Origin of the sequence: Synechococcus sp. CS-197 (assembly GCF_025128215.1) — a bacterium.
GTDB lineage: Bacteria > Cyanobacteriota > Cyanobacteriia > PCC-6307 > Cyanobiaceae > Synechococcus_C.
In genome coordinates this window covers 82,244-104,626 of sequence record NZ_JAHLZC010000017.1, presented here as the reverse complement: position 1 = coordinate 104,626, position 22,383 = coordinate 82,244, and the positions used below count along the sequence as shown (strand labels likewise).

Here is a 22,383-nt window from a genome sequence, read left to right as displayed (position 1 = left end):
CCTCCGTGGCAGATTGGCCGTTGAGCCCGCTCCGCCGTGCAGGTCACCTTTCTCGGCACCAGTTCCGGAGTTCCGACCCGCGCCCGCAACGTGTCAGCCGTGGCGCTGCGTCTGCCGCAACGGTCGGAGCTTTGGCTGTTTGACTGCGGAGAAGGCACGCAGCACCAATTCCTGCGCAGCGATCTGCGCCTTTCCCAACTGCGCCGCGTGTTCATCACGCACATGCACGGCGATCACGTGTTCGGGCTGCCAGGGCTCCTGGCCAGCCTGGGGCTGAGCGGCAGCAGTGCCGGGGTGGATCTCTACGGACCGGATCCCCTCGATGCCTACCTGCACGGCGTTCTGCGCACCAGCTCCACCCGCATTGGCTATCCGCTGGCCGTACATCCGGTGCGTGGAGCTGCCGAATCAGGACGGATTGTCTTCGAGGACGACGATCTGCAAGTGCGGGCCACGCCCCTGCATCATCGGGTGCCCGCCTATGCCTACCGGGTGGATCAGAAGCCCCGGGCCGGTCGATTCGACGTGGCCAAAGCCAGGGATCTGAACATCCCACCCGGGCCTGTTTATGCCGCTTTGAAGCGCGGTGAGACCGTCACTCTTGATGATGGCCGCCGCATTGACGGCCACGCGTTGTGCGGCCCCCCGCGGCGTGGAGCCAGCGTGGTGTACTGCACCGACACCGTGTTTTGCGAAGCCGCCGTGGAACTCGCGCGCGGAGCGGACCTTCTGATTCACGAATCCACCTTTTCCCATGCCGAAGCGGAGATGGCATTCCAACGCCAGCACTCCACCAGCACCATGGCGGCACAAACGGCGGCGGAGGCGGGTGTGAGCCAACTGGTGCTGACCCACCTCAGTCCCCGCTATGCCCCGGGGAATGCTGTCACTGCAAACGATCTGCTCGCTGAAGCCCAGGCGATTTTTCCCGCCACGGTGCTCGCCAAAGACTTCCTTTCCATCGACGTCACCCCGCAGACGGATCCATCGTGCTGCAACAGTTCGTGATCGCCTGAGCGCGATCGGCCACAGGGGGATCCCACCCCGTGATACAAGAGCGTTGTGTGCTGTCTCCATCAGTCTCCGGCATTTTTATGGCCTCTTTCCTCCCAAACGTGCGTCGCTCCCTGAGCCGACTGCTGATCGTGCTGTCGGCCTTCGCCGTCCTGGTGATCGGCACCCCTGCCCAGGCTGCCTCTTGGGATGCGGAGACCTTGACGGTTCCCGCCGACGCCGAAGGCAGTCCCGTCACCTTCTCGGAGCAGCAGGTGAAAGCTGGACGCAAGGTGTTCAACACCAGCTGCGGCACCTGCCATGCCGGTGGCATCACCAAGACCAACCACAACGTTGGCCTCGACCCTGAAACCCTGGCCCTGGCCACCCCAGCCCGCGACAACGTGGCAGCGCTGGTGGATTACCTCCAGGACCCCACGTCTTACGACGGGGAATACAGCATCGCCGACCTTCACCCCAGCATGCGCAGCCGGGACCTTTATCCCGCGATGCGTGACCTCACAGATGAAGATCTGCGCTTGATGTCGGCTTACATCCTCGTGGCTCCAAAAGTGCTGGGCCAGGAATGGGGCGGCGGCAAGATCTACTTCTGATTCATCCAAACGCCTTCGTCTCGAATGCCCCTTTGAAGCCCGCTGCAGAGCGGGCTTTTTTAATGGCTTGCCAAACCCGGCCTTGCTCAAGGCTGTTGATTGGCCGCATCAAAGGAACGGGGATGCCGGCTGTACCACCACTCCTGAAGCTCAGGAGTGAAACGCATGGAGAACAGCGTCAGCACGGTGGCGGTAGGCCTGGAACCGGGCTGAAGCAGCTCAACCGCATAGGAGGGGCAACGACGGGAGGCGAGGTCGGGCACGAAACGACGGCCCACCCGGCGCCAACTCGGCTCCTTGCTGCGCCACACGAGGCGGCAGCAGGGCCAGGGCAGCTCATCGCGATCGAACAGCCGGCAACAGGGACCGATCACCCTGAAGCTGTACTGGCCCCCAGGACTGGTATGCACCGTGCCATGAGCAAGAAGCCCATCAACCTCAGGTCGCAGGGGAGTAGCAGCGGTGGCGGAGGACATCCTTCGATCGGCCAGACACACACCACCCTGCCAACAAAAAGCCACCCCTGGGGGTGGCAGAGCATTCTCCGGTTAGGGAGAGCTGATTGTTGCGGAGGGGCTCAATAGAGCTCTTCCTCGGCGTGGGTCTTGATGGTGCAATCAGAGGTGGGGTAGGCCACGCAGGTGAGCACGAAACCAGCTTCGATCTGGTCGTCGTCCAGGAAGCTCTGATCGGACTGGTCAACGGTGCCAGCGGTGATCTTGCCAGCACAGGTGGAGCAGGCGCCGGCGCGGCAGGAGTAGGGCAGGTCGATGCCCTGCTCTTCAGCGGCATCGAGGATGTACTGATCGTCGGGAACCTCGATGGTCTTGTTGAGACCTTCGCTCTCGCTGACCAGAGTGACCTTGTAAGAAGCCATGGATGGATGAAGTGTGCAGAGACCCGAAGCAATCGGGCTCGCAGGACCGCACCCTTCTACATCGGACAGGCGTCCCCCCACACGCTTCCACTGAGCATTAGGGCCAAGGCCAATCAAATCCGATACTTACATAAGCCCAGCTTATTGAACTTTCCGGCGGATCTCCAGCAGTCCCCAGCGCCCCTGACTGGCGAGAGGCTGCACCGACCAGCCCAGCGCCTCGAGCACGTCGGTCAGGCGCGGAGCTTGCTCCACCAGGAGCCCACTCAGAAGTCCCCGCCCCTGGGCGCTGAGGATGGATTGAAAGCCTGGCGCCAGGGCTTCGATCACCGGCGCCAGGATGTTGCAGAGCAGAAGGTCCGACGGCTGAGACGCCAGAAGGGTCTCCAAGGTCTCCAGAGACCCCTGAGCAACGCGCAGCGCTTCAGGGGCCAGACCGTTGAGGGACGCGTTCTCTGAGGTGGCTCGGACAGCCAGGGAGTCGGTATCCACGGCCATCACCTCGCGGGCCCCGAGACCCAGTGCCGCCAGGCCGAGCACACCGCTCCCGCATCCGAGATCAGCCACCCGCAACCCCTGGGGCGGCGCGGCTTCGAGAGCCTCCAAACACAGGCGTGTGGTGGGGTGACTCCCGGTCCCGAAGGCACTACCGGGATCCATCTTCAGCACCAGACGCTGGGCATGCTCCTCAGGAACACTGAGCCAGGCGGGAAGGATGAGAAGCCCCTTCCCCACAGGATCTGGCTGCCAGTGCTGCTTCCAGCTGCGGCTCCAATCTTCATCGGCCAACTCATCCCATTGCGGGTCCGCCAGCTGAAGGTCGAAGGTTTCAGCGAGGGGAGCCAGGCTCGCAATCAGCTCAAGCCGCTGGTCCTGCGGCCATTCATGGGCAGGAAGCCAGGCCAGCAGCGTGCGTTGATCAGGAGCCTCAGGGGCATGCTGAACCGCCACCCGATGCAGTCCCATGGCCGTGAGCTTCCAGAGCAGGGATTCCTCCAGCTCTGGCTGCAGCGGCAGGGACAGACGCCACCACATCACAGCGTGACGGGATGCGCTTCCTGGATCCCGTTGATCCCGTGGATCGTGGCCAGCAACGCCGGGGGAATCGGATCGTCGATGCTCAACACCATCACGGCATCCCCGCGCACGATCCGGCGCCCCACTTGCATGGAGGCGATGTTCACGTTGTGTTCACCCAGAAGAGAGCCGAGGTGGCCAATGATCCCGGGCATATCCCGGTGGCGGGTGAAGAGCATGTGACGGCTGGGGGGCACATTCACAGGAAACTCATCGATGTTGGTGACCCGCAGCTCCCCATCAGCAAACACCGCACCGGTCACGCTGTGCCCTCCCTGGCCGCCGCGGGTGGTCAACTGGAGCGAGCCACCGGCGAAGTCGCGGCTGGCGTCATCCTTCACCTCCAGCACGTGAATGCCCCGTCCCTTGGCTTCCAAGGAGGCATTCACATAGTTGATGCGATCACCAAGAGCATTGGTGAGCAGACCCTTCAGCGCTGCCACCATCAAAGGCTGGGAAGGATGAAGAGCAAATTCGCCCTGAAGCCTCACCTCGAGCTCCTGAACCTGACCGCCACTGAGCTGACTCACCAGCAATCCAAGGGTTTCGGCAAGCTGAAGGTGGGGCTTGAGACGCTCCATGATCTCCGCGCTGAGACCAGGGATATTCACCGCACTGCGGGCGGGAAGACCGAGCAGCACATCCCGAATTTGCTCAGCCACGTCCGTGGCCACATTCTCCTGGGCTTCCTCCGTGGAGGCGCCGAGGTGGGGTGTCAGTACCAAACCGCGCTCGACCGCCCGCAAGGGAGAATCCTCCGACAGTGGCTCTGAGGCATACACGTCCAGCCCTGCTCCAGCGATCACACCGTTCTCGATCGCTTCGGCCAGCGCCGCCTCATCCACGATTCCGCCGCGAGCGCAGTTCACGATGCGAGCTGTGGACTTCATCGAGCGCAGCAGCTCGGCATTCACAAGATTTTCGGTATCCGGCGTGCGGGGAATGTGCAGCGTGATGTAGTCCGCTTGGCGGAACAGATCCTCGAGCGTGGTGAGGCGCACCTGCATCTGCTGGGCGCGATCGGCAGAAATGAAGGGATCGAACGCAATCACCTCCATGCCCATCGCTTTGGCCACCCGGGCCACATGGGAACCGATCTTGCCCAGACCGACCACACCGAGCACTTTCTTGTAGAGCTCATTTCCCACGTACTTCTTGCGGTCCCAAGCACCGGCGCGCATGGAACCGTGGGCCTGGGGCACGTGGCGCGACAGTGACAGAAGCAGCGCGAGCGCGTGCTCAGCGGCCGCGATCGTGTTGCCTTCCGGCGAGTTCACCACCAGCACGCCGCGCTGGGTCGCCGCGGGAACATCGACGTTGTCAACACCCACACCAGCCCGGCCGATGATGCGCAGGCGATCAGCCGCAGCGATCACATCCGCCGTCACCTGAGTGCCTGAGCGGATCATCAAAGCGTCGTAGTCACCGATGATGGACTTCAGCTCCTCGGCCGAAAGGCCCGTGCGCTGATCCACCTGAGCCACCTGCCCGAGGATGTCGATCCCCGCCTGATCAATGGGGTCTGAAACGAGAACTTTGGTCATCCAGCGGCAGGAGAAAGCCGCCATCCACTTTAGAGATTGATCCGATCGCTCCTGAGCCCTGATCGAGAAGGCTGCGCCGCAGCCCCTCTGATTCAGCGGCACACCATGGAGAATGTGCCCTCGCGCCGAGTCTGTCCATGCCCGTCTGTGTCCTGGTGCTCAGCGAACGCGACGCCGCTGAGAACCTCGTGGCCTCCTTGCGGGAGGCAGGCACCCATCTGCTGCGAGTGGCGCTCGTGGCTCCCGACGATGAACCTGCTTCCTCCGGTGAGCTAACAGCTGAGCGCATCGACGAGGTCGACCTTTTGAATCCAAGCCTGACCAGAACGAAGCGTCAGCGCTCTATGTCGCGGTGGCTGATGCCCTTCGGTTTCCTGGCCGGAGCCACCTTTACCCAGATCACAACGCTCGACACCTTTGCCCGCTTCGGAACGCTCGGCGAAATGGTGCTTGGAGGATTGCTGGGTCTTGGATCCGGTCTGATGGGCAGCTATGCAGCAGCCGCCAGCGTTCCCTCTGATAACGAAGACGGCGTGCGGATTTTGCGCAACCGTCACAAGGAAAACGCCTGGTTACTCCTGCTCGAGACCCGACCCGGGGTGGAGCTTCCCTGGACACTCGTTCAAAAGGTGCGTCCCCAGCAGGTTGTGCGGCTGAGCGACGTATGACACTGCCAAGAGATGCGCTCCTCGCTGGCTCCTGCCATCGGGCGGTGATGGCTCGGCTCCTCGATCAGGCCGAAGAGGTGCTGCGCACCTGGCAACCCAGCTGGAGTCCCTTTCTCACTGGCCCTGAACTGGAGGAGGCCGGAAAGCTCGAGGCCCTCGCGGAGTTGCGAATGGTGCGCGATGGAGGCCGGGAAGGCGCCGAACGCTGCCGGCTTCAACTGAGCCGCCGCGATCAGGAGGCTGACGCGGAATCAGCCCCGCTCTGCGGTCTTCGCCTGGAAGGCAACTTTCTTTTTGACCGCGCTGAACCCGATGACATGCGTCAGGCGCTGATGCAACTCGATGTGAGCGCAGATTCCATCGGTGATCTCTGGCTGCGCGGTGACCGGGGAGCGCAAGCCGTCTGCACCCCGGAGGCCGGAGAGCAGCTCAACGGACTGACTGGACAGGTTCGCGATGTACCGCTTCTGCTGGAAACGGTTCCTCTCGATGCTCTGCAATGGCCTGCCAGGCGCACGCCGCGGCTCCTGCGCAGCGTGGAGGCGTCCTGCCGGCTTGATGCCATTGCCTCAGCGGGCTTCGGTTTGTCCCGTTCCAAGGTGACGCGGGAGATCAAGGAAGGACGCCTCAGACTGAATTGGGGAGCGATCCGCCAGGCCAGTCGAGACGTCAAGGTGGGCGATCAACTGCAACTCCAGGACCGCGGAAGCGTGGAGGTGCTGAGCCTGACGCTCACCAAGCGTGAGCGATGGCGAGTCGAAATGATGCGCCGGTGAGCTGCTAACTTCGACTTCACCCGGTGGACATCGATCCAACCGATCACCGCAGATTCTCTGAAGGGTGACAATGCGGGCGATTAGCTCAGAGGTAGAGCACTACCTTGACACGGTAGGAGTCACTGGTTCGATTCCAGTATCGCCCATTTCCCTTGATGGGACAGGAGTTTCTTGATGCCTCTGTCCATCGTTGTCGGGCTCGGCCGATCGGGTTTGGGCGCGGCCCGGTTGCTCCAGGCTCAAGGGCACGACGTGGTGGTGCTCGAACGGGGTGATACCCCGGCGTTGCAAGACACAGCGCATGCCCTGCGCCAGCAGAACATCACCATCGAGCTGGGGCGCCCCCTCGAGCTTGACAGCTTCACCGCCTGGCTCGACCAGGCCTCAGAGGTGGTCATCAGTCCTGGAATTGCCTGGGATCACCCCACACTCAATGCCCTGCGCGCCCAGGGCCTGCGCGTCCGCGGTGAAATGTCAGTGGCCTGGGATGCCCTCTCTGGCATTCCCTGGATCGGCATCACCGGCACCAACGGCAAAACCACAGTCACCCATCTTCTCCAACACGTGCTGGCCCATGCCGGCCTTGAAGCGCCCATGGCGGGCAACGTTGGTCATTCCGCAGCCGAACTGGCCCTTGAAGTCCTGCAAGGAACCAGACCCAAGCCCGACTGGGTTGTGATGGAGATGAGCAGCTATCAGATCGAAGCCGCAGGGGAGGTGTCGCCGCGCATCGGAATCTGGACAACCCTCACACCGGATCACCTCGAAAGGCACGGAACCCTCGCGGCGTACCGCGCCATCAAACGGGGCCTGCTGGAGCGCGCAGAGACTCCCGTTTTGAATGCGGATGACGCCGACATCCGCCAACACTGCGGTGCTTGGTCACGGCCAGGCCTTCGCTGGGTGTCCGGCGCCGATGATGGCCCCGACAAGGACTCAATCCACAGGATCAGCGTGAATGCTCAGGGCTGGGTCAGCCAGGGAGAGCGGCCACTGTTCCCGGCCGACGCCTTACCCCTGCCCGGCGATCACAACCGTCAGAACATGCTTTTAGCGACCGCTGCTGCGCTGGAAGCGAGTGTCTCAGCGTCCAGTATCGAGGCGGCACTGCGCTGCTTCACCGGGGTCCCGCACAGGCTTGAACCCCTTGGGTCGGTTGGGGGCATTCCCGTGTTCAACGACAGCAAGGCCACGAATTACGACGCTGCCGCCGTGGGTTTGCGCTCCGTGCAGGCGCCTGTGGTTCTCCTCGCCGGCGGTCAGACCAAGCAGGGCGATGCAGATCCATGGCTGGAGCTTCTCCAGTCCCAGGTGTGCGGCGTGGTTCTGTTTGGAGCAGGCGCCGGGGAGCTCGCCGATCTGATCGAGACCGCTGGCTTCTCAGGTCCGGTGATGCATCACGCCGACCTGAACGCGGCCGTGCCGCAAGCCCTGAGCCTTGCCAAGGACTTTGAGGCCGGCAGCGTGCTGCTGTCACCGGCTTGTGCCAGTTTCGACCAGTACCCCAACTTCGAGGCCAGAGGCGATCATTTCCGGCGGTTAATCAATGCGGTGAAAGATCTCTAGGCTGCGGAAAACACTGCGAAATCCGTGGCCTACTGGTTGATGAAAAGTGAGCCCGATGTGTACGGGATTGACCATCTCCAACAGGAGCACACCACCCTTTGGGATGGAATTCGCAATTACCAGGCCCGCAATTTCATGCGGTCAATGGCCATTGGCGATCAGGCTTTTTTTTATCACTCCAACTGCAAACCCCCCGGCATCATTGGCCTCATGGAGGTCAGCGAAACGGGTCTTGTTGATCCCACCCAGTTTGATCCTTCCTCTAAGTACCACGATCCAGCCTCAAAGCCGGAAGCACCCCGCTGGGACTGCGTCAAACTCACCTACAAGGGCCGGTTTGGAAGCCTCTTAAGCCTTGACGATCTGCGCCAGGCCTACCAACCCGAACAACTGGCCGTGGTGAAGCGTGGCAATCGTCTCTCGATCCTCCCTGTGGACGAGGCCATTGCCCACGATCTGTTGAAGCGACTTGGCCCTCTCCAGTGACCCTCAGCAGGTGTCCAGCGCGGAACGCCTGCCGCTGACCACCCTGATTCCGAGAGCCTGGATCGGGTTCGGCAAAGCCCCATGGCAATGCGTCGGGCTGACCGCACTGACCCTGATTGCCTTAACCGGTCTTGGCGTCCTCGCTCGCGACCTCCAGGAGAGCGGGCACAGCGGCCTCCGACTCGCGGGGAACGCCCTGCTGCTGTTGACAATCCCTGCGACCCTTGGACCGTTGGTGTCGCTGCTGCGCTTGGCCGATCAACTTCTGCCCGTGGGTTCTGGTTCCGACGCCGACACAAGTCCAGGCAAGGGGCGCCCCCTGCGCTGGCTGTTGCGCCAAACCACAGCGCTTGTTCTGCTCGAGGGGGTGGTGTTCATCGGTGCCTTGAATGTGATCCGCATCCTCAGCGGGCTGATCGCATCCCACAGCGGGGTTCTCTCCACAGCAGTTCTACTCTTGGGACTGCTAGCGCTGGCGGCCTGGTCCCTCAGCCAGATACTGGCTCTCCCCTTACTGGTGCACTACGGCCATCGCCCTCTGGCCGCGATGGAGCACAGCCGCAAAATTGTTCAAGCCAACCGCATCAAGGTGCTCGCCCTGTTGGGACTTCTGTTGGGGGTCAACCTGATCGGCCTGATGGGCGCCTGCCTGGGCCTTCTGCTGAGCATTCCATTCTCGGCCTTGCTCCTGATGGCCAGCTGCCGGACTCAAACCCCCTGGGACAGGGATTCACGCCGGAACATGCTTCCCACATAAAGACGGGTGATCTCGCGGGAATCAACACCGTTCTGAATCAGAAATCCCGCGATTGCAGCCTGCACAAGACGGTATTGATCCCAGTTGGGGCAACGCTCAATGAACCCCACCATGGCCTGCTGGAGAGGCTGGGAGACCTCCGTCTGAAAGCTCACAGAACCGGATTCCTCCAGAGCAGCACACGCAGGTCCAGCTTGGCTCGTCGTTTCAACCGTTTGATCAACCAGGTGCATGCAATCCCTTCCAATGGCTACCAGTTCTCCACATCAACAACGCTGCGTCAAGGCAGCACTTTTTGGGCAATCCCAACAACTCTCCCAATGAGATTTCAGTGGCAGACAGCCTTCACAGCCGGGGATTTGCCTCATGGAACGACAGGCCAGCCGCAAGCAGCTTCGTCAACCTCCCCACGCGCAATCACTGCCCTTTTCCACAGAGCGAGGCCAGAAGCCCGATACCGGCGCCAGGCCTGTGGAAAACAGTGGCACAAGCGCGGAAAAGCCTCGGGAAAAATCAGTGCATCGCGATTGATCAGTTCAGCTGATCAGTGGAGAAGTCCCAAAGCGTTCTCATGGCAGCGGCCACGGCTGCGGCCGCTGGGGCCGGCCAAAACACCTCCACACCTCGCTCGCAGCCGTCCTCCGGCCTCAGAATCATCTGCAGGGACCAACCCTCACGATCTCCCTCAAGAGATCCCCACCATGGAATGCGTTCCAGCTCGAGGGTGATCAGCTCCTCGTCCATCAGCTGCCCGCGCAGGGCCGCATGGTGGTCGACCAAATCCTGAATTAACGAGGCCAACGCGCCGGCCTCGGATTCGGTGAGCTCAACGGCCCAGGTCTCCCCACCAATCAGTGCGCCATAGGGATGGCGTTGAGGATCCCTGGCCAGTCTCCAGCCGGGACCCTCCTGCTGAATCATCCCGGCAGGAGATCGGGCTGATCCTGCTCATCGCTGAGCTCCACGATGGCTCGCTGCACAGGCTTCACGCTGGATTCCTCCAGCAAGCCGTCGAAATCATCAAAGCGACGCTGCTTGGCACGAAACGCAATGCGCACCGTTGTCAGATAGCGATTGCTCGACTGACGGATCAGACTTTCTCCTCGCTTGGCAAGGTCCTGATGGTCGACTCCGGCCGTGAGCATGCCCAGTTCCAAGGAATTCAGCATCTTAAGTGAACAGGTCGCTGTGGAAGGGAATGTGCATCGGATAACAGCGTTGTGGACGGCCCGGCACGCGCAGCACGATCTGACGCCCCAGCCCCATCGCCACCAGCGGGCGACGCAGGTGGCTGAGCAAGGCACTCACCTCCTCGAGATGACCGGCATCCACACACTCCACGCGGATGGTTCCCCAGCTCCTCGACATCCGGCAGTCCCGAAGGGGTTCCAGCTCCGCCTCGATCTCAGGGTCCTCCCGGTAAAAGGAAAACACCAGTCGCCGTAACCGATCCATGACTGATCCCCGTAGTCTCAACCTTCCTCCAACGTGCCCATGGGGATGACGAAGCCCCGCGCTGGCGAACAAAACCTTCATCTTTCCCGACGCGGGACCCTGGCGATTGATCTGGGAAGCACCAACACCGTGGTGGCCTTTCAGGCCTGCGACGCGATGGGAATCGAGCTGATTGACCTGGCGCCGATCAGTCGCGAAGCAGGCGAGGTCCCCTCGATGCTCTGGCTGGATGATCAAGACACAGACGGGCTTCTGGTGGGCCGCCAGGTGCTGGAGAGCGGCCTGGGCGACCGTGATGCTCCCCAGCTCCACCGAGACTTCAAGCGCTGGATCGGCCTTCCCGTTCCCTCCGAGTGGCGTCAGCGGCTCAGTCCTGATCAGGCTGGAGCGCGCTTGCTCCAGGAAATCTGGAAGCGGATTCCCCAAGATCTCACCATCGAACGCCTCGTGCTCACCGCGCCGGTGGAAACGGACGCGTCCTACCGCCAGTGGCTGCTGAACGCCTGTGCGCCGCTGCAGATTCCTGAAATCGCGATGGTGGATGAGCCCACGGCCGCAGCCCTTGGGGCGGGGTTACCGGCAGGAGCGAAATTGCTGGTTGTGGACCTCGGCGGCGGCACACTCGATCTGTCACTCGTGGCCCTGGAGGGAGGCGAAGGCCGCGCCGCACCTCTGGCGCAGCTGCTGCGCTTCCAGAGCCGAAACCTCAGCAAAAGTCGTCAAACCCTCCGTCAGGCGCGCGTGCTCGGAAAAGCAGGGATCGCGCTGGGGGGTCGAGATCTCGACCGCTGGATCCTCGACGCACTCCAACCGCCAGGCCTTCCTTGCGAAGGCGATGGATTCACCGCCTGTCTCGCTGCAGCCGAACGACTCAAATGCCGACTTTCAAACACCGACATCAACGATGAGGAGGAACTGACGGAACTGGCCAGCAGTCCCGCCATGGCGACTCCCGCCACGTTGCAGATGAACCGCAAACGCTTCACCCAGATCCTGGAGGAACGGGGACTGTTCCTGCTCCTGGAGGAGCTTCTCAATCAGACCTTGCGGTCTGCCGCCGTTCAAGGCTGTCGCCGCAGCGACCTCAGCGCCGTTGTGATCGTTGGTGGAGGCGCCCATCTCCCCCAGTTGCGCGCGTGGCTCACCCGCTTCATGAGCCCGGTTCCTCTCTGCACCCCACCTCCGATGGAAGCCGTCGCCCGCGGAGCCCTCAGCCTCACACCGGGAGTTCGGATTCTCGATCTTCTGCAACGGGGAATTGCCTTGCGCTGCTGGGACCGTCGCAGCAACCGACATCACTGGCACCCTCTCTTCGTTGCAGGACAACCCTGGCCATCAAGCCAGCCCTTTGAGCTGGTGCTGAGTGCCAGTGCCGTGGATCAAACCACCCTTGAATTCGTCCTGGGCGAGCCAGAGCTGGAGGCACGCCACGAGGTGAGACTTGTCGATGGACTTCCGCAGGTGATCGAACGCACATCCGATGCAGCAGCTGTGAAGGAGCGTCCCGGTCCTTCGTTCACCCTGATGCTCAATCCCCCGGCTCAGCCTGGAGAGGATTGCCTGAAACTGCACTTTGTGCTCGATGAGCATGCCGAGCTGATCATGGAGGGGGAAGACCTTCGCAACGGCAGGCGCCTCGAAAGAGTCAGCCTCGGCACCGTGCGGTAACCGGTCCGTCCACAACGGGATGTCCGGCGTCGCAGGAGTCCATAGAAAGGGATTCCTTTCAAGTGTGTCTTGGCGCTTCGACGCCCTCTCCCCCGCTTTTGGCTGATCGCCACGCTGGGTGGCGTTCTGGCGCTTTGCGGAACCGCCTACTGGTGGGAGCAGCAGCTGCCCAAACGCCTCGAAAACGCTGCTGCGGCTGGCGACCTGGATGCATGCCTGCGCTATGGAGAGCAGCTGGCCGCCCTGCGTTGGCTAGGGACAGAAGCGCCCCTCGAGCAAGCGTTCTGCAGACGCCGCCAAGCGCAGCTCACCTGGGAAGCCGGAAACACAGGCAAAGCACTGGAACTGCAGACCCAGCTTGTGAATTCTGCAGTCGGCAGCCAAGCGGAGCAGACCAGTGATCGCCAGCGGCTGAAAGAGTGGCGTTCTCAGGTCCGCGAGAAGGCACTGGCCCAGTTCCGAGCTGGAAACCTCGACGCAGCCTTGGCCACCTTGTCCCCCCTCGAGACAAGGGGGCAGCGCACGGGGAGCCAACTCAGCGACAGTTTGAAAGAAACCTGGAACCGCAATCGCGTCGATCATGAGCGCCTGCAGGAGCGGGTCCAGCGTCAGCAATGGTGGGAAGCCTTGAGTGTGCTGAATCAACTCGACCATCCCTGGTGGCAGCGCCATGCCCTGCCGCTGCGACGTCAGATCGAAACCGCCATCAAGAACCTTCGCGATCAGCAAAGCCACACCAGTCACGGTGATCTCCCTGATCACAGCGTGGATCTGGAACGCCTGAACGAGGCCGTTGAACAGCGCATTGGCGAAGGCATGGATCCTTGGAGCGCTTTCGTTGCCGGTTGCTCCGATCTCGGCGGTGTGCTGGTGGAGGAGGGGCCTGAAAGCCTCTGCAAGGCGAAGAAGCCGTGAGACAATTCGCCCATTGACTCGTGACTTCATGCAGCCTGGTGACAAGGTCGTCGTCGCCTCATCAGTGGTGGTCTACAACCATCCCGAACATCGGGGCACATCCTTCGATCTCCAGGGCAGTGAGGGAGAGGTGGTCACCGTGCTGACGGAATGGAAAGGGCGCCCGATCAGCCCAACGCTTCCGGTGATCGTGGCCTTTGGTCGCTACAAGGCCCATTTCCGCAGTGATGAACTTCAGGTTGCGTCCTGAGTTCTGCGCAGAAACACCCCTTCTTCACCATCCACGTCCATCAGACGCAGTTCGATCGTTTCACAGCGACGCGTCGGAACGGTGCGCCCACAGAAATCAGGCTGAATCGGCAGTTCGCGATGTCCGCGATCCACCATCACCAACAGCAGAACCCTGCGGGGACGTCCCCAGGCCTGAATCGCCTCAAGCGCCGCTCTCACCGTACGACCGGTGAAAATCACGTCATCCACAAGCACCACATCCCGCCCTTCCACACCCACAGGAAGGTCGGTGCCTGTCACCGGTCGCATGGCCACGCGCTCGAGATCGTCCCTGTGAAAGGTGGGATCCAAGGTTCCTCTGGCCACCGGCCGACCAGCTTGTTCTTCCAGAGCACGCGCCAAAACCGCAGCCAGCTGGACACCCCGCGTCGGGATGCCGAGCAAGACGAGATCATCAAGCCCACCAACGCTCTCAAGCACTTGAGAGGCCAGGCGCATCAACGTTCTTCTCAGTTCGTCGGACGAAAGAATCTCGATCCGTTCATCATGGCCGCCCGTCCCCATGGATCCAGTGAGCAGGGCGCTGAGTTTATGCGTTTGAGCCGGCGGGGCGTCCGCGAAAGCTGACCGTTCAGCGGCGGACGATTCACTGATGGAGGGATCCGGAGGTAACTTGTGAATCTGGAGAAGTCCTTAAGAAGGGAGACACGCTGAGTGAACGCGGTTGATCGCCAAGCTGGACATCCCAAACAGAGGTCGTCGGTGGCACCTGTGGTGCTCGCGATCCTGGATGGATGGGGCGACCGTGAAGGCAGCGATTTCAACGCCATCCGATCGGCCGAGACCCCGGTGATGGATGCCTTGAGGCACGCCTATCCGAACACCTTGATCCAGGCCAGCGGCTCCCATGTGGGACTCCCTGACGGGCAGATGGGGAATTCGGAGGTCGGCCACCTCACGATTGGCGCAGGACGCATCATTCGCCAAGAGCTGGTGCGCATTGGTGACACGGTGCGCGCCAACCAACTCGCAGCAGTGCCCGCGCTCAGCAAGCTGGCTGCGCGCCTGCGCGAGAGCGGCCGAACGCTCCATCTCCTCGGGCTCTGCTCCGATGGCGGCGTGCATAGCCACGTCGATCACATCTGCGGTCTACTGCGCTGGGCTGCTGAAGAAGGGATCGAATCCGTGGCCATTCACGCGATCACCGATGGGCGGGACACACCCACCCAGAGTGCACCGCGCTACGTGCACACCATCGAAGACACCATCCAGTCCTGCGGTGTGGGCGAGATCGCCAGCCTGTGCGGCCGCTACTGGGCCATGGACCGCGACCAGCGCTGGGAACGCACCGCACGCGCTTACGCGCTGCTGACAGATCCTGCCCATCCCTGCAGCAACAACGACGCTTCAGCCGTTCTCGAAGCGAGCTACGCCGCGGGAACCACCGATGAATTTCTGGAGCCCACGCGCCTGAGCAGCAGCCATCTTCAAGACGGTGACGCCCTGCTCATGTTCAATTTCCGTCCCGACCGCGCGCGTCAGATCATTCAGAGCCTCACCCTGGATGCATTCGAGGGTTTTGAGCGTCCGCACCATCCCAAATTGGATGTTGTCACCTTCACGCAATACGAAAGCGGACTGCCCGTGGAGGTGGCCTTCCCTCCCGAATCCCTCGACAACCTCCTCGGCCAGGTGGTGGCTGCTGAAGGATTGAAGCAATACCGCACAGCGGAAACCGAGAAATATCCTCATGTGACCTATTTCATGAACGGCGGCATCGAGCAGCCCCTCGATGGAGAAGACCGGCATCTGGTGCCCTCTCCCCGGGTGGCCACCTATGACCAGGCCCCGGCCATGGCCGCCGACACGCTCACCGACAGCTGCATCGCCGCCATCGAACAGGGGATTTATTCCCTTGTCGTGATCAATTACGCCAATCCGGACATGGTGGGGCACACGGGAGTGATGCAAGCCGCCACCGAAGCGATCCAAACCGTGGACCAGTGCATCGGTCGCCTGCTCGATGCCGTCGGACGCATGGGCGGCACCTTGATGATCACTGCCGACCATGGCAACGCTGAGTGCATGCGCGGTGCCGATGGTGAGGCCTGGACGGCACACACCACCAATCCCGTGCCTGTGATTCTTGTCGAGGGTGAGAGGCGCAAACTGGTGGGCATGGGCAATGCGCTGCGCTTGCGCGACGAAGGTGGTCTTGCGGACATCGCCCCAACACTGCTGCAGCTGCTGGGCCTCGACAAACCTGCAGCCATGACCGGTCAAAGCTTGATTGAAGCTATTGACACGCCAGCGCCGTCCAGCGCCAAGTTGCCCCAGCCAGTCTGACCCGACCCGCCATAGGATCAGATGATGATGACTACCGTTCTCTCCTGGATCTGGATCGGCAGCGGCCTGCTGCTCATTCTGTTTGTCCTCCTCCACAGCCCAAAGGGCGATGGCATGGGAGGTCTTGCCGCCAGTGGCAGTTCAACGTTCACCAGCTCCAGCAGCGCTGAGGCAACCCTGAACCGCATCACCTGGACCACGTTGGCGGTGTTTCTCACGCTTGCGATCATCCTCAGCGCTGGCTGGCTGAAGTAATCAATCGCCTGGGTTGCCCTGCTTGGCGTTAGCCGACTCTTTGAAGGTGGACATTCCACTTTCAAGGGTTCGCTGTGAGCGGTTGATCGCCTTGATGATGAAGAACAGGGCCCAACCCACGATCAGAGAGTTGAGGATCACATCGAAGATTTTTCCAATTGCCAAGTCCCCGCCGTAGTAAGGGATAACAAGGTTTTGCCAGTTCCCTCCCCGCACCAAAGGGTTGAGGAGAGGCATCAACAGATCCTTACTGATGGCATTCACAATCTGCTGGAACTGGGTGCCAACCACCACAGCGATCGCCAAGTTGAGGGCATTGCCCTTTTGAAAAAAGAATTCGGTGAATTCACGCAACCAACGACGCAGAAACATCACGAACCGAGCACACCCGGCCATTAAAGCTTGCAGGCCGACACGAAAAGACCCCCGCCGTAGCAGGGGTCTTGATGTTGAACAGGATTGATTGCGCTTGACGCGACTGATTGGTGTCGATCAGTAGTCGAAGTCGCCGCCTCCCATGCCGCCACCGGCCGGTGCTGCTTCCTTCTTCTCAGGAAGATCCGCCACGATGCACTCGGTGGTGAGCACCATGCCGGCAATGGATGCCGCGTTCTGCAGACCGGAACGGGTCACCTTGGCGGGATCGACGATGCCGGCAGCGAGCATGTCGACATAGTCGCCATTGGCAGCGTTGTAGCCCTCGTTGAAGGACTTGGCCTTCACGTTCTCGGCCACAACAGCACCGTTGACTCCGGCGTTCTCTGCGATGCGCATCAGAGGAGCGGTCAGAGCCGCGGCCACGATGTTGGCACCGATCAGTTCCTCACCGCTGAGCGTGGAGGCAGCCCACTGCTCAAGGGCGGGGGCCAGATGAGCCAGGGTGGTGCCGCCACCGGGGACGATGCCCTCCTCAACCGCAGCCTTGGTGGCATTGATGGCGTCCTCGAGACGAAGCTTCTTGTCCTTCATCTCGGTTTCGGTGGCTGCACCCACCTTCACCACAGCGACACCGCCGGCCAGCTTGGCCAGACGCTCCTGCAGTTTCTCTTTGTCATAGGTGGACTCGGTTTCGTCCATCTGCTTCTTGATCTGCTCGCAGCGCGCCTGCACAGCCACCTCATTGCCCTCGGCAACGATCGTGGTGGTGTCCTTGTTGATCGTCACGCGGCGGGCAGTGCCCAGCATTTCGATCTTGGCGTTTTCGAGCTTGAGGCCGGCGTCCTCAGTGATCAGCTGACCGTTGGTCAGCACAGCCATGTCTTCGAGCATGGCCTTACGGCGATCGCCGAAGCCAGGGGCCTTCACGGCCGCCACGTTCAGCACACCGCGCAGACGGTTCACCACCAGGGTTGCCAGAGCTTCTTTCTCGATGTCCTCAGCAATGATCAGCAGAGGCTTGCCGGTGCGGGCAATCTGCTCCAGCACAGGAACGAGATCCTGCACCAGGCCGATTTTCTTGTCGGTGAGCAGGATGTAGGGCTCATCCAGCACCGCTTCCATCCGCTCGGTGTCGGTGGCGAAGTAAGGGGAGATGTAGCCCTTGTCGAAACGCATGCCTTCGGTGACCTCCAGTTCGGTGGTCATCGACTTGCCCTCTTCCAGGGAGATCACGCCTTCCTTGCCGACCTTGTCCATGGCGTCGGCGATCATCCGACCCACTTCCTCGTCGTTGCCGGCGGAGATGGTTCCCACCTGAGCGATGGCGTTGCTGTCGCTGATCGGGTTGGCCTTGTCCTTGATTTCAGCAACAAGGAAATCAGAAGCCTTGTCGATGCCCTTCTTGAGGGTGATGGCATTGGCGCCAGCAGCCACGTTGCGCAGACCCGCCTTCACCATGGCGTGGGCCAGAACAGTGGCGGTCGTGGTGCCGTCACCGGCGGCATCGTTGGTTTTGGAAGCAGCCTGACGAATCAGGGCAACACCCGTGTTCTCAATGTGATCCTCGAGCTCGATCTCTTTGGCGATGGTGACACCGTCATTGATGATCTGCGGGGCGCCGAACTTCTTTTCCAGCACCACGTTGCGACCCTTGGGGCCGAGGGTGACGGCAACGGATTCCGCAAGGATGTCGATGCCTTTCTCAAGAGCGCGGCGGGCGTTCTCGTTGTAAATGATGCGCTTAGCCATGGGAGGCGATGGTTCGTAGGGACTAGAAGATGGTCAGCCGAAGCTGTGCTGTCTCAGTTGACGACAGCCAGGATGTCCTTCTCGGACAGGAGCACGTACTCGTCACTGCCGAGCTTGATATCGGTTCCGGCGTACTTGCTGTAGAGAACCTTGTCGCCTACGCCGACTTCAGGAGCCTGACGGGAGCCGTCTTCGTTGGCTTTGCCGGGGCCGACCTGAACCACCTCACCCACCTGGGGCTTTTCCTTGGCGGTATCGGGAAGAAGGATGCCGCCAGCGGTCTTTTCCTCGGATTCGGAAACCTTGACGAACACGCGATCGCCGAGGGGCTTGACGGTGGAGACGCTGAGAGAAACAGCTGCCATGGGGACTTGCAGGAGCAGGGACAGGGCGCCGAAGCGCGACAGCGACCCGAGCTGGCACTCAAGGTCACCGACTGCCAACCTATGTGCGCTCATCACCCATCGACCATGGATTCGGCGTGCGGGTGACCGAACCCTTTGGCCCCGCTCAAGGCGGTGGTATCGTTGCGCCGCTCGAGAAGGGTGCGCACGTCGCGTCCCTCACACACCTCCTTTCCTATGGCCGCTGCTGCTCCCGCCTCCGCCGGTACCAAGGGCGTTGTTCGCCAAGTTATTGGCCCGGTTCTGGACGTGGAATTTCCAGCCGGCAAGCTGCCCAAGATTCTCAATGCGCTCCGGATCGAGGGAACTAACACGGCGGGACAGCCGGTAGCCCTCACCGCAGAAGTGCAGCAGCTGCTGGGTGACCATCGCGTCCGTGCCGTGGCCATGAGTGGCACCGACGGCCTCGTCCGCGGCATGGAAGCGCTCGATACAGGCGCTCCGATCAGCGTTCCCGTGGGTGAAGCAACCCTCGGCCGAATCTTCAACGTTCTCGGCGAGCCCGTCGATGAACAGGGCCCTGTGAACGCTTCGGCAACGGCACCCATTCACCGTTCAGCCCCCAAACTCACCGAACTGGAAACCAAGCCCAAGGTTTTCGAAACCGGTATCAAGGTGATCGACCTTCTCGCCCCCTATCGCCAGGGCGGAAAAGTCGGCCTCTTCGGAGGTGCCGGTGTGGGCAAAACCGTTCTGATTCAGGAACTCATCAACAACATCGCCAAGGAGCACGGTGGCGTGTCCGTGTTCGGTGGCGTGGGTGAGCGCACCCGCGAAGGCAACGACCTCTACGAGGAGTTCAAGGATTCCGGCGTGATCAATGCCGAAGACCTCTCCAAGTCGAAGGTGGCCCTTTGCTACGGCCAGATGAATGAGCCCCCCGGCGCCCGCATGCGCGTGGGTCTCTCCGCTCTCACCATGGCTGAGCACTTCCGTGATGTGAACAAGCAGGACGTTCTCCTGTTCGTCGACAACATCTTCCGCTTCGTGCAGGCCGGCTCTGAGGTTTCCGCTCTCCTGGGCCGCATGCCGTCCGCAGTGGGTTATCAGCCCACCCTGGGCACCGACGTGGGTGAGCTTCAGGAGCGCATCACGTCCACCCTGGAAGGGTCCATCACTTCCATTCAGGCCGTTTACGTTCCCGCTGACGACCTCACAGACCCGGCTCCTGCGACCACCTTTGCTCACCTCGACGCCACCACCGTGCTGAGCCGCGGCCTGGCCTCCAAGGGCATTTATCCCGCTGTGGATCCCCTGGACTCCACCAGCACCATGCTCCAGCCCGCCGTTGTGGGTGAGGAGCACTACAAAACAGCGCGTGCCGTGCAGTCCACACTGCAGCGCTACAAGGAGCTTCAAGACATCATCGCCATTCTTGGTCTTGATGAACTTTCTGAAGATGACCGACGCACCGTGGATCGCGCCCGCAAGATCGAGAAATTCCTCTCCCAGCCCTTCTTCGTGGCTGAGATCTTCACCGGAATGCCAGGTGTGTACGTGAAGCTGGAAGAAACCATCGCCGGATTCAACCAGATCCTCGCTGGTGAGCTCGACCACCTCCCCGAACAGGCCTTCTACCTCGTCGGCAACATCGACCAGGTCAAGGCCAAGGCCGAGAAGATCGCGGCAGAAGCCAAGTGACGCTTCCGGGGACCGCCGTTCAACGCCGGTCCCCACCATCACGATTTAGCTCCAACGCCCCGACCCCAAGTCCTCCCCTTCCATGTCCCTCACCCTCCGCGTGCTGGCACCCGACCAGAGTGTGTTCGACGGTTCAGCTGACGAGGTGATTCTTCCAAGCACCACTGGTCAGCTTGGAATTCTCCCCGGCCACGTGTCCTTGCTCGCAGCGCTGGATGTGGGTGTCCTGCGTGTTCGTGCCGATGGCGGCTGGAAGTCCATCGCGCTGATGGGCGGTTTTGCGGAAGTGGATGCTGACGATGTCACCGTGTTGGTGAATTCTGCTGAGCTCGGCAGTTCCATTGACGCCTCCAGTGCCGAATCGGATCTTCAGGCTGCAAGGAACGAAGTCTCCAAAATGGAAGGCCAGCCTGCATCAGCCGACAAAGTGAAAGCGCAACAATCCCTCGATCGTGCCCGCGCACGCGTGCAGGCGGCTAAGAATCAGGATTGATTGTTCAAAATCAACGGAGATTTCATCCAGGCCGGGGTTTTCGACCCCGGCTTTTTCATGTCTGAACGATCGAACAAAAAAAACGACCTGCAGTGATTGCAGGTCGCGATCGAACCATGGACGCTTGGTGTGCGCGCGATTCAGGCGGTACCGCAGAAGGTGACGTCGGGGAACTTGAGCTTGGCATCCTCAAGGCTCTTGCCCTTGCCTTCCTCTTGCCAGTAATTGATCACTTCAGTGGCTTTGTTGAGCACTTCAACACGCTCGTTATCGGTGATCCAGGACTTTCCTTCCAACTCACTCTTGAGCGTTTCCCAGGCATCTTCACGAGGCCAGAAGAAGTAGGCAGTCAAAGGGCTTGGACCACCGCCGACGATTTGATCCACGGCCAGAGCCACATTGTCAGGGAGCCAAAGGATCTTCAGGAGAAAACGTCCTTCGTCCGCTTTGGGTGTGTAGCCGGAAGGAACACCGTCGGCGTCGATGGTGGCAGAGGCCAAGGCAGCGCTACCGCCGCGCATGACAGGGCGGCCTTCCTTCGGCTCCTGCTGCTGATCGGCATCAGTGGTTTGCGGTGCCTGATCAGCTGCTGCTGCCTCGGTGGCGACCTCCTGGTCGACGGCAGCGCCTTCGGAAACCGTCATGGTGTCAGCGCTCAAGGATTAAGGACAAACAACTAACCTAACAGCCGCCTTAACCCTTCATCACCTGAGCTTGCCAAGCGATCCCCACCAACTCCTGTTGTTCGATATCGACGGCGTGATTCGGGACGTGGCCGGAAGCTACCGCCGTGCCTTGCAGGCAACGGTTGAGCACTACAGCAACTGGCGACCAAGTCCGTCGCAGATCGATGATCTCAAGGGAGAAGGGCGATGGAACAACGATTGGGATGCAAGCCTCGAGCTGTTGAGACGGCATGGATCGCCCCTGCCGGAACGCAATGCTCTGATCGCGGTGTTCAGCGGGTTTTATTTCGGGGGCGATCCAGAAGACTCACCGGAAAACTGGACTGGTTTCATCGGCGATGAGCCGCTCCTGGTGAATGCGTCCCTGTTTGAGACCCTTCATGCCCACGGATGGGCCTGGGGCTTCGTCAGCGGCGCAGAACCCCCCTCCGCCCGCTTCGTACTGGAGCAGCGCCTGGGGCTCAACGCCCCGCCCTTGATCGCCATGGGCGATGCTCCCGACAAGCCGGATCCCACCGGACTGCGGCAGATGAGTGAATCCCTCCTCACCAGCAGCGAAGCAACCACCGTGGCCTATCTCGGGGACACCGTGGCCGACGTTCAAACCGTCATCCGTGCCAGGGCTGAGCAACCAGAACGAACCTGGATCAGCCTGGCCGTCGCCCCTCCGCACCTTCACGCTCACCCTGTGGAGCGTCGTGCTTACGAACAGCGGTTGATGGAGGCCGGTGCTGACCACATCCTGAGCAGCACCATGGCCGTGACTGAATGGCTGGAATCCGCGGCACAGCGCTGAAAGGACTG

General features: G+C 61.4%; 28 protein-coding genes and 1 tRNA gene. 16 read left to right on the top strand and 13 right to left on the bottom strand.

Annotated elements, in window-relative coordinates; translation table 11 throughout:
* The first annotated feature begins 36 nt into the window (after nt 1-36).
* Together rnz and psbV are read left to right on the top strand one after the other, a co-directional pair.
* Nucleotides 37-1,008 (top strand): ribonuclease Z, encoded by a 972-nt coding sequence (rnz, locus tag KQ296_RS07500; RefSeq protein WP_011933872.1) that lies wholly within the window; start codon nt 37-39, stop codon nt 1,006-1,008.
* Nucleotides 1,009-1,094: 86 nt separating this feature from the next.
* Nucleotides 1,095-1,607 carry a photosystem II cytochrome c-550 gene (gene psbV, locus KQ296_RS07495; RefSeq protein ID WP_011933873.1) on the top strand — a complete coding sequence of 171 codons (513 nt, stop codon included), beginning with the start codon at nt 1,095-1,097 and terminating at the stop codon, nt 1,605-1,607.
* An 86-nt stretch (nt 1,608-1,693) separates the two neighbouring features.
* On the opposite strand, the gene KQ296_RS07490 is transcribed toward psbV, so the two are convergent.
* The 4 genes from KQ296_RS07490 to serA form a co-directional block, all read right to left on the bottom strand.
* Nucleotides 1,694-2,083: a hypothetical protein gene (locus KQ296_RS07490; RefSeq protein ID WP_011933874.1), complete on the bottom strand. Its 390-nt coding sequence runs from the start codon at nt 2,081-2,083 to the stop codon at nt 1,694-1,696.
* 101 nt (nt 2,084-2,184) lie between these two features.
* The gene (locus tag KQ296_RS07485; protein ID WP_006043345.1) at nt 2,185-2,484 is read right to left on the bottom strand and encodes a ferredoxin; all 300 of its coding nucleotides are present in this window, start codon (nt 2,482-2,484) and stop codon (nt 2,185-2,187) included.
* Nucleotides 2,485-2,625: 141 nt separating this feature from the next.
* Nucleotides 2,626-3,519: a 50S ribosomal protein L11 methyltransferase gene (gene prmA, locus KQ296_RS07480; protein WP_011933875.1), complete on the bottom strand. Its 894-nt coding sequence runs from the start codon at nt 3,517-3,519 to the stop codon at nt 2,626-2,628.
* Nucleotides 3,519-5,105, bottom strand: coding sequence for a phosphoglycerate dehydrogenase (gene serA, locus KQ296_RS07475; protein ID WP_011933876.1), 1,587 nt, complete (start codon nt 5,103-5,105; stop codon nt 3,519-3,521). The genes prmA and serA overlap by 1 nt, the downstream gene beginning before the upstream one ends.
* A 137-nt stretch (nt 5,106-5,242) precedes the next feature.
* Here serA and KQ296_RS07470 point away from each other — a divergent pair, with 137 nt between their 5' ends.
* The 6 genes from KQ296_RS07470 to KQ296_RS07445 all read left to right on the top strand — a co-directional run bounded on the left by KQ296_RS07470 (nt 5,243) and on the right by KQ296_RS07445 (nt 9,358).
* On the top strand, nt 5,243-5,773 hold the full coding sequence (locus KQ296_RS07470) for a hypothetical protein (protein ID WP_011933877.1): 531 nt from the start codon (nt 5,243-5,245) through the stop codon (nt 5,771-5,773).
* Entirely contained in the window at nt 5,770-6,549 is a 780-nt protein-coding gene (locus KQ296_RS07465; protein ID WP_011933878.1) for a photosystem II S4 domain protein, read from the top strand. Before KQ296_RS07470 ends, KQ296_RS07465 begins: the two co-directional genes overlap by 4 nt.
* Nucleotides 6,550-6,623: 74 nt before the next feature.
* Nucleotides 6,624-6,695: transfer RNA gene (locus KQ296_RS07460), tRNA-Val, on the top strand.
* 28 nt (nt 6,696-6,723) lie between these two features.
* Nucleotides 6,724-8,115, top strand: a complete 1,392-nt coding sequence (gene murD, locus KQ296_RS07455; protein ID WP_011933879.1) for a UDP-N-acetylmuramoyl-L-alanine--D-glutamate ligase — start codon at nt 6,724-6,726, stop codon at nt 8,113-8,115.
* Between the two features lie 39 nt (nt 8,116-8,154).
* A complete protein-coding gene (locus tag KQ296_RS07450; protein WP_186473448.1) occupies nt 8,155-8,601 on the top strand; it encodes an EVE domain-containing protein in 447 nt (148 codons plus the stop codon).
* The gene (locus KQ296_RS07445) at nt 8,585-9,358 is read left to right on the top strand and encodes a hypothetical protein (protein ID WP_011933881.1); all 774 of its coding nucleotides are present in this window, start codon (nt 8,585-8,587) and stop codon (nt 9,356-9,358) included. The genes KQ296_RS07450 and KQ296_RS07445 overlap by 17 nt, the downstream gene beginning before the upstream one ends.
* On the opposite strand, the gene KQ296_RS07440 is transcribed toward KQ296_RS07445, so the two are convergent.
* The 4 genes from KQ296_RS07440 to KQ296_RS07425 all read right to left on the bottom strand — a co-directional run bounded on the left by KQ296_RS07440 (nt 9,310) and on the right by KQ296_RS07425 (nt 10,813).
* Nucleotides 9,310-9,591 (bottom strand): DUF2811 domain-containing protein, encoded by a 282-nt coding sequence (locus KQ296_RS07440; protein WP_011933882.1) that lies wholly within the window; start codon nt 9,589-9,591, stop codon nt 9,310-9,312. The genes KQ296_RS07445 and KQ296_RS07440 overlap by 49 nt on opposite strands.
* A gap of 298 nt (nt 9,592-9,889) precedes the next feature.
* Nucleotides 9,890-10,279 (bottom strand): DUF1818 family protein, encoded by a 390-nt coding sequence (locus tag KQ296_RS07435; protein WP_011933883.1) that lies wholly within the window; start codon nt 10,277-10,279, stop codon nt 9,890-9,892.
* Nucleotides 10,276-10,503: a DNA-directed RNA polymerase subunit omega gene (locus KQ296_RS07430; RefSeq protein WP_006043334.1), complete on the bottom strand. Its 228-nt coding sequence runs from the start codon at nt 10,501-10,503 to the stop codon at nt 10,276-10,278. Before KQ296_RS07430 ends, KQ296_RS07435 begins: the two co-directional genes overlap by 4 nt.
* Nucleotides 10,504-10,528: 25 nt before the next feature.
* Nucleotides 10,529-10,813, bottom strand: coding sequence for a hypothetical protein (locus tag KQ296_RS07425; RefSeq protein ID WP_011933884.1), 285 nt, complete (start codon nt 10,811-10,813; stop codon nt 10,529-10,531).
* 39 nt (nt 10,814-10,852) lie between these two features.
* Here KQ296_RS07425 and KQ296_RS07420 point away from each other — a divergent pair, with 39 nt between their 5' ends.
* From KQ296_RS07420 to KQ296_RS07410, 3 genes are all read left to right on the top strand, one after another.
* Nucleotides 10,853-12,481, top strand: a complete 1,629-nt coding sequence (locus KQ296_RS07420) for an Hsp70 family protein (protein ID WP_011933885.1) — start codon at nt 10,853-10,855, stop codon at nt 12,479-12,481.
* Between the two features lie 69 nt (nt 12,482-12,550).
* Nucleotides 12,551-13,396, top strand: coding sequence for a hypothetical protein (locus KQ296_RS07415; protein WP_011933886.1), 846 nt, complete (start codon nt 12,551-12,553; stop codon nt 13,394-13,396).
* Nucleotides 13,397-13,424: 28 nt separating this feature from the next.
* Nucleotides 13,425-13,646 (top strand): ferredoxin-thioredoxin reductase variable chain, encoded by a 222-nt coding sequence (locus tag KQ296_RS07410; protein WP_006043330.1) that lies wholly within the window; start codon nt 13,425-13,427, stop codon nt 13,644-13,646.
* Here the strand turns inward: KQ296_RS07410 and pyrR are convergent.
* Nucleotides 13,631-14,191 (bottom strand): bifunctional pyr operon transcriptional regulator/uracil phosphoribosyltransferase PyrR, encoded by a 561-nt coding sequence (pyrR, locus tag KQ296_RS07405; protein ID WP_011933887.1) that lies wholly within the window; start codon nt 14,189-14,191, stop codon nt 13,631-13,633. The two genes, KQ296_RS07410 and pyrR, sit on opposite strands and share 16 nt — an antisense overlap.
* Before the next feature lie 150 nt (nt 14,192-14,341).
* Between pyrR and gpmI the strand changes: the two genes are divergently transcribed.
* The gene (gene gpmI / locus KQ296_RS07400; protein WP_011933888.1) at nt 14,342-15,973 is read left to right on the top strand and encodes a 2,3-bisphosphoglycerate-independent phosphoglycerate mutase; all 1,632 of its coding nucleotides are present in this window, start codon (nt 14,342-14,344) and stop codon (nt 15,971-15,973) included.
* A gap of 24 nt (nt 15,974-15,997) precedes the next feature.
* Complete coding sequence (gene secG, locus KQ296_RS07395; RefSeq protein WP_041428935.1) at nt 15,998-16,228, top strand: preprotein translocase subunit SecG; 231 nt, start codon at nt 15,998-16,000, stop codon at nt 16,226-16,228.
* Here the strand turns inward: secG and KQ296_RS07390 are convergent, their stop codons facing one another.
* The 3 genes from KQ296_RS07390 to groES all read right to left on the bottom strand — a co-directional run bounded on the left by KQ296_RS07390 (nt 16,229) and on the right by groES (nt 18,720).
* On the bottom strand, nt 16,229-16,600 hold the full coding sequence (locus tag KQ296_RS07390) for an MscL family protein (protein ID WP_041428936.1): 372 nt from the start codon (nt 16,598-16,600) through the stop codon (nt 16,229-16,231).
* A gap of 120 nt (nt 16,601-16,720) precedes the next feature.
* Nucleotides 16,721-18,355 carry a chaperonin GroEL gene (gene groL, locus KQ296_RS07385; protein WP_011933891.1) on the bottom strand — a complete coding sequence of 545 codons (1,635 nt, stop codon included), beginning with the start codon at nt 18,353-18,355 and terminating at the stop codon, nt 16,721-16,723.
* Nucleotides 18,356-18,408: 53 nt separating this feature from the next.
* Nucleotides 18,409-18,720, bottom strand: a complete 312-nt coding sequence (gene groES, locus KQ296_RS07380) for a co-chaperone GroES (protein WP_011933892.1) — start codon at nt 18,718-18,720, stop codon at nt 18,409-18,411.
* 216 nt (nt 18,721-18,936) lie between these two features.
* Between groES and atpD the strand changes: the two genes are divergently transcribed.
* Together atpD and atpC are read left to right on the top strand one after the other, a co-directional pair.
* Nucleotides 18,937-20,400, top strand: a complete 1,464-nt coding sequence (atpD, locus tag KQ296_RS07375) for a F0F1 ATP synthase subunit beta (protein ID WP_011933893.1) — start codon at nt 18,937-18,939, stop codon at nt 20,398-20,400.
* A gap of 82 nt (nt 20,401-20,482) precedes the next feature.
* The gene (gene atpC / locus KQ296_RS07370; protein WP_011933894.1) at nt 20,483-20,893 is read left to right on the top strand and encodes an ATP synthase F1 subunit epsilon; all 411 of its coding nucleotides are present in this window, start codon (nt 20,483-20,485) and stop codon (nt 20,891-20,893) included.
* Nucleotides 20,894-21,033: 140 nt separating this feature from the next.
* Here atpC and KQ296_RS07365 read toward each other — a convergent pair whose 3' ends face one another.
* The gene (locus KQ296_RS07365; RefSeq protein ID WP_011933895.1) at nt 21,034-21,537 is read right to left on the bottom strand and encodes a 30S ribosomal protein PSRP-3; all 504 of its coding nucleotides are present in this window, start codon (nt 21,535-21,537) and stop codon (nt 21,034-21,036) included.
* Between the two features lie 70 nt (nt 21,538-21,607).
* Here KQ296_RS07365 and KQ296_RS07360 point away from each other — a divergent pair, with 70 nt between their 5' ends.
* On the top strand, nt 21,608-22,375 hold the full coding sequence (locus KQ296_RS07360) for a TIGR01548 family HAD-type hydrolase (RefSeq protein WP_011933896.1): 768 nt from the start codon (nt 21,608-21,610) through the stop codon (nt 22,373-22,375).
* The last annotated feature ends 8 nt before the right edge of the window (nt 22,376-22,383 follow it).

Coding starts and splice junctions, on each gene's coding strand:
- psbV (WP_011933873.1), top strand. CDS start 1,095: ATGGCCTCTTTCCTCCCAAACGTGCGTCGCTCCCTGAGCCGACTGCTG.
- KQ296_RS07490 (WP_011933874.1), bottom strand. CDS start 2,083: ATGTCCTCCGCCACCGCTGCTACTCCCCTGCGACCTGAGGTTGATGGG.
- KQ296_RS07485 (WP_006043345.1), bottom strand. CDS start 2,484: ATGGCTTCTTACAAGGTCACTCTGGTCAGCGAGAGCGAAGGTCTCAAC.
- prmA (WP_011933875.1), bottom strand. CDS start 3,519: ATGTGGTGGCGTCTGTCCCTGCCGCTGCAGCCAGAGCTGGAGGAATCC.
- serA (WP_011933876.1), bottom strand. CDS start 5,105: ATGACCAAAGTTCTCGTTTCAGACCCCATTGATCAGGCGGGGATCGAC.
- KQ296_RS07470 (WP_011933877.1), top strand. CDS start 5,243: ATGCCCGTCTGTGTCCTGGTGCTCAGCGAACGCGACGCCGCTGAGAAC.
- KQ296_RS07465 (WP_011933878.1), top strand. CDS start 5,770: ATGACACTGCCAAGAGATGCGCTCCTCGCTGGCTCCTGCCATCGGGCG.
- murD (WP_011933879.1), top strand. CDS start 6,724: ATGCCTCTGTCCATCGTTGTCGGGCTCGGCCGATCGGGTTTGGGCGCG.
- KQ296_RS07450 (WP_186473448.1), top strand. CDS start 8,155: ATGAAAAGTGAGCCCGATGTGTACGGGATTGACCATCTCCAACAGGAG.
- KQ296_RS07440 (WP_011933882.1), bottom strand. CDS start 9,591: ATGCACCTGGTTGATCAAACGGTTGAAACGACGAGCCAAGCTGGACCT.
- KQ296_RS07435 (WP_011933883.1), bottom strand. CDS start 10,279: ATGATTCAGCAGGAGGGTCCCGGCTGGAGACTGGCCAGGGATCCTCAA.
- KQ296_RS07430 (WP_006043334.1), bottom strand. CDS start 10,503: ATGCTCACGGCCGGAGTCGACCATCAGGACCTTGCCAAGCGAGGAGAA.
- KQ296_RS07425 (WP_011933884.1), bottom strand. CDS start 10,813: ATGGATCGGTTACGGCGACTGGTGTTTTCCTTTTACCGGGAGGACCCT.
- KQ296_RS07420 (WP_011933885.1), top strand. CDS start 10,853: ATGGGGATGACGAAGCCCCGCGCTGGCGAACAAAACCTTCATCTTTCC.
- KQ296_RS07410 (WP_006043330.1), top strand. CDS start 13,425: ATGCAGCCTGGTGACAAGGTCGTCGTCGCCTCATCAGTGGTGGTCTAC.
- pyrR (WP_011933887.1), bottom strand. CDS start 14,191: ATGGGGACGGGCGGCCATGATGAACGGATCGAGATTCTTTCGTCCGAC.
- secG (WP_041428935.1), top strand. CDS start 15,998: ATGATGACTACCGTTCTCTCCTGGATCTGGATCGGCAGCGGCCTGCTG.
- KQ296_RS07390 (WP_041428936.1), bottom strand. CDS start 16,600: ATGTTTCTGCGTCGTTGGTTGCGTGAATTCACCGAATTCTTTTTTCAA.
- groL (WP_011933891.1), bottom strand. CDS start 18,355: ATGGCTAAGCGCATCATTTACAACGAGAACGCCCGCCGCGCTCTTGAG.
- groES (WP_011933892.1), bottom strand. CDS start 18,720: ATGGCAGCTGTTTCTCTCAGCGTCTCCACCGTCAAGCCCCTCGGCGAT.
- atpD (WP_011933893.1), top strand. CDS start 18,937: ATGGCCGCTGCTGCTCCCGCCTCCGCCGGTACCAAGGGCGTTGTTCGC.
- atpC (WP_011933894.1), top strand. CDS start 20,483: ATGTCCCTCACCCTCCGCGTGCTGGCACCCGACCAGAGTGTGTTCGAC.
- KQ296_RS07365 (WP_011933895.1), bottom strand. CDS start 21,537: ATGACGGTTTCCGAAGGCGCTGCCGTCGACCAGGAGGTCGCCACCGAG.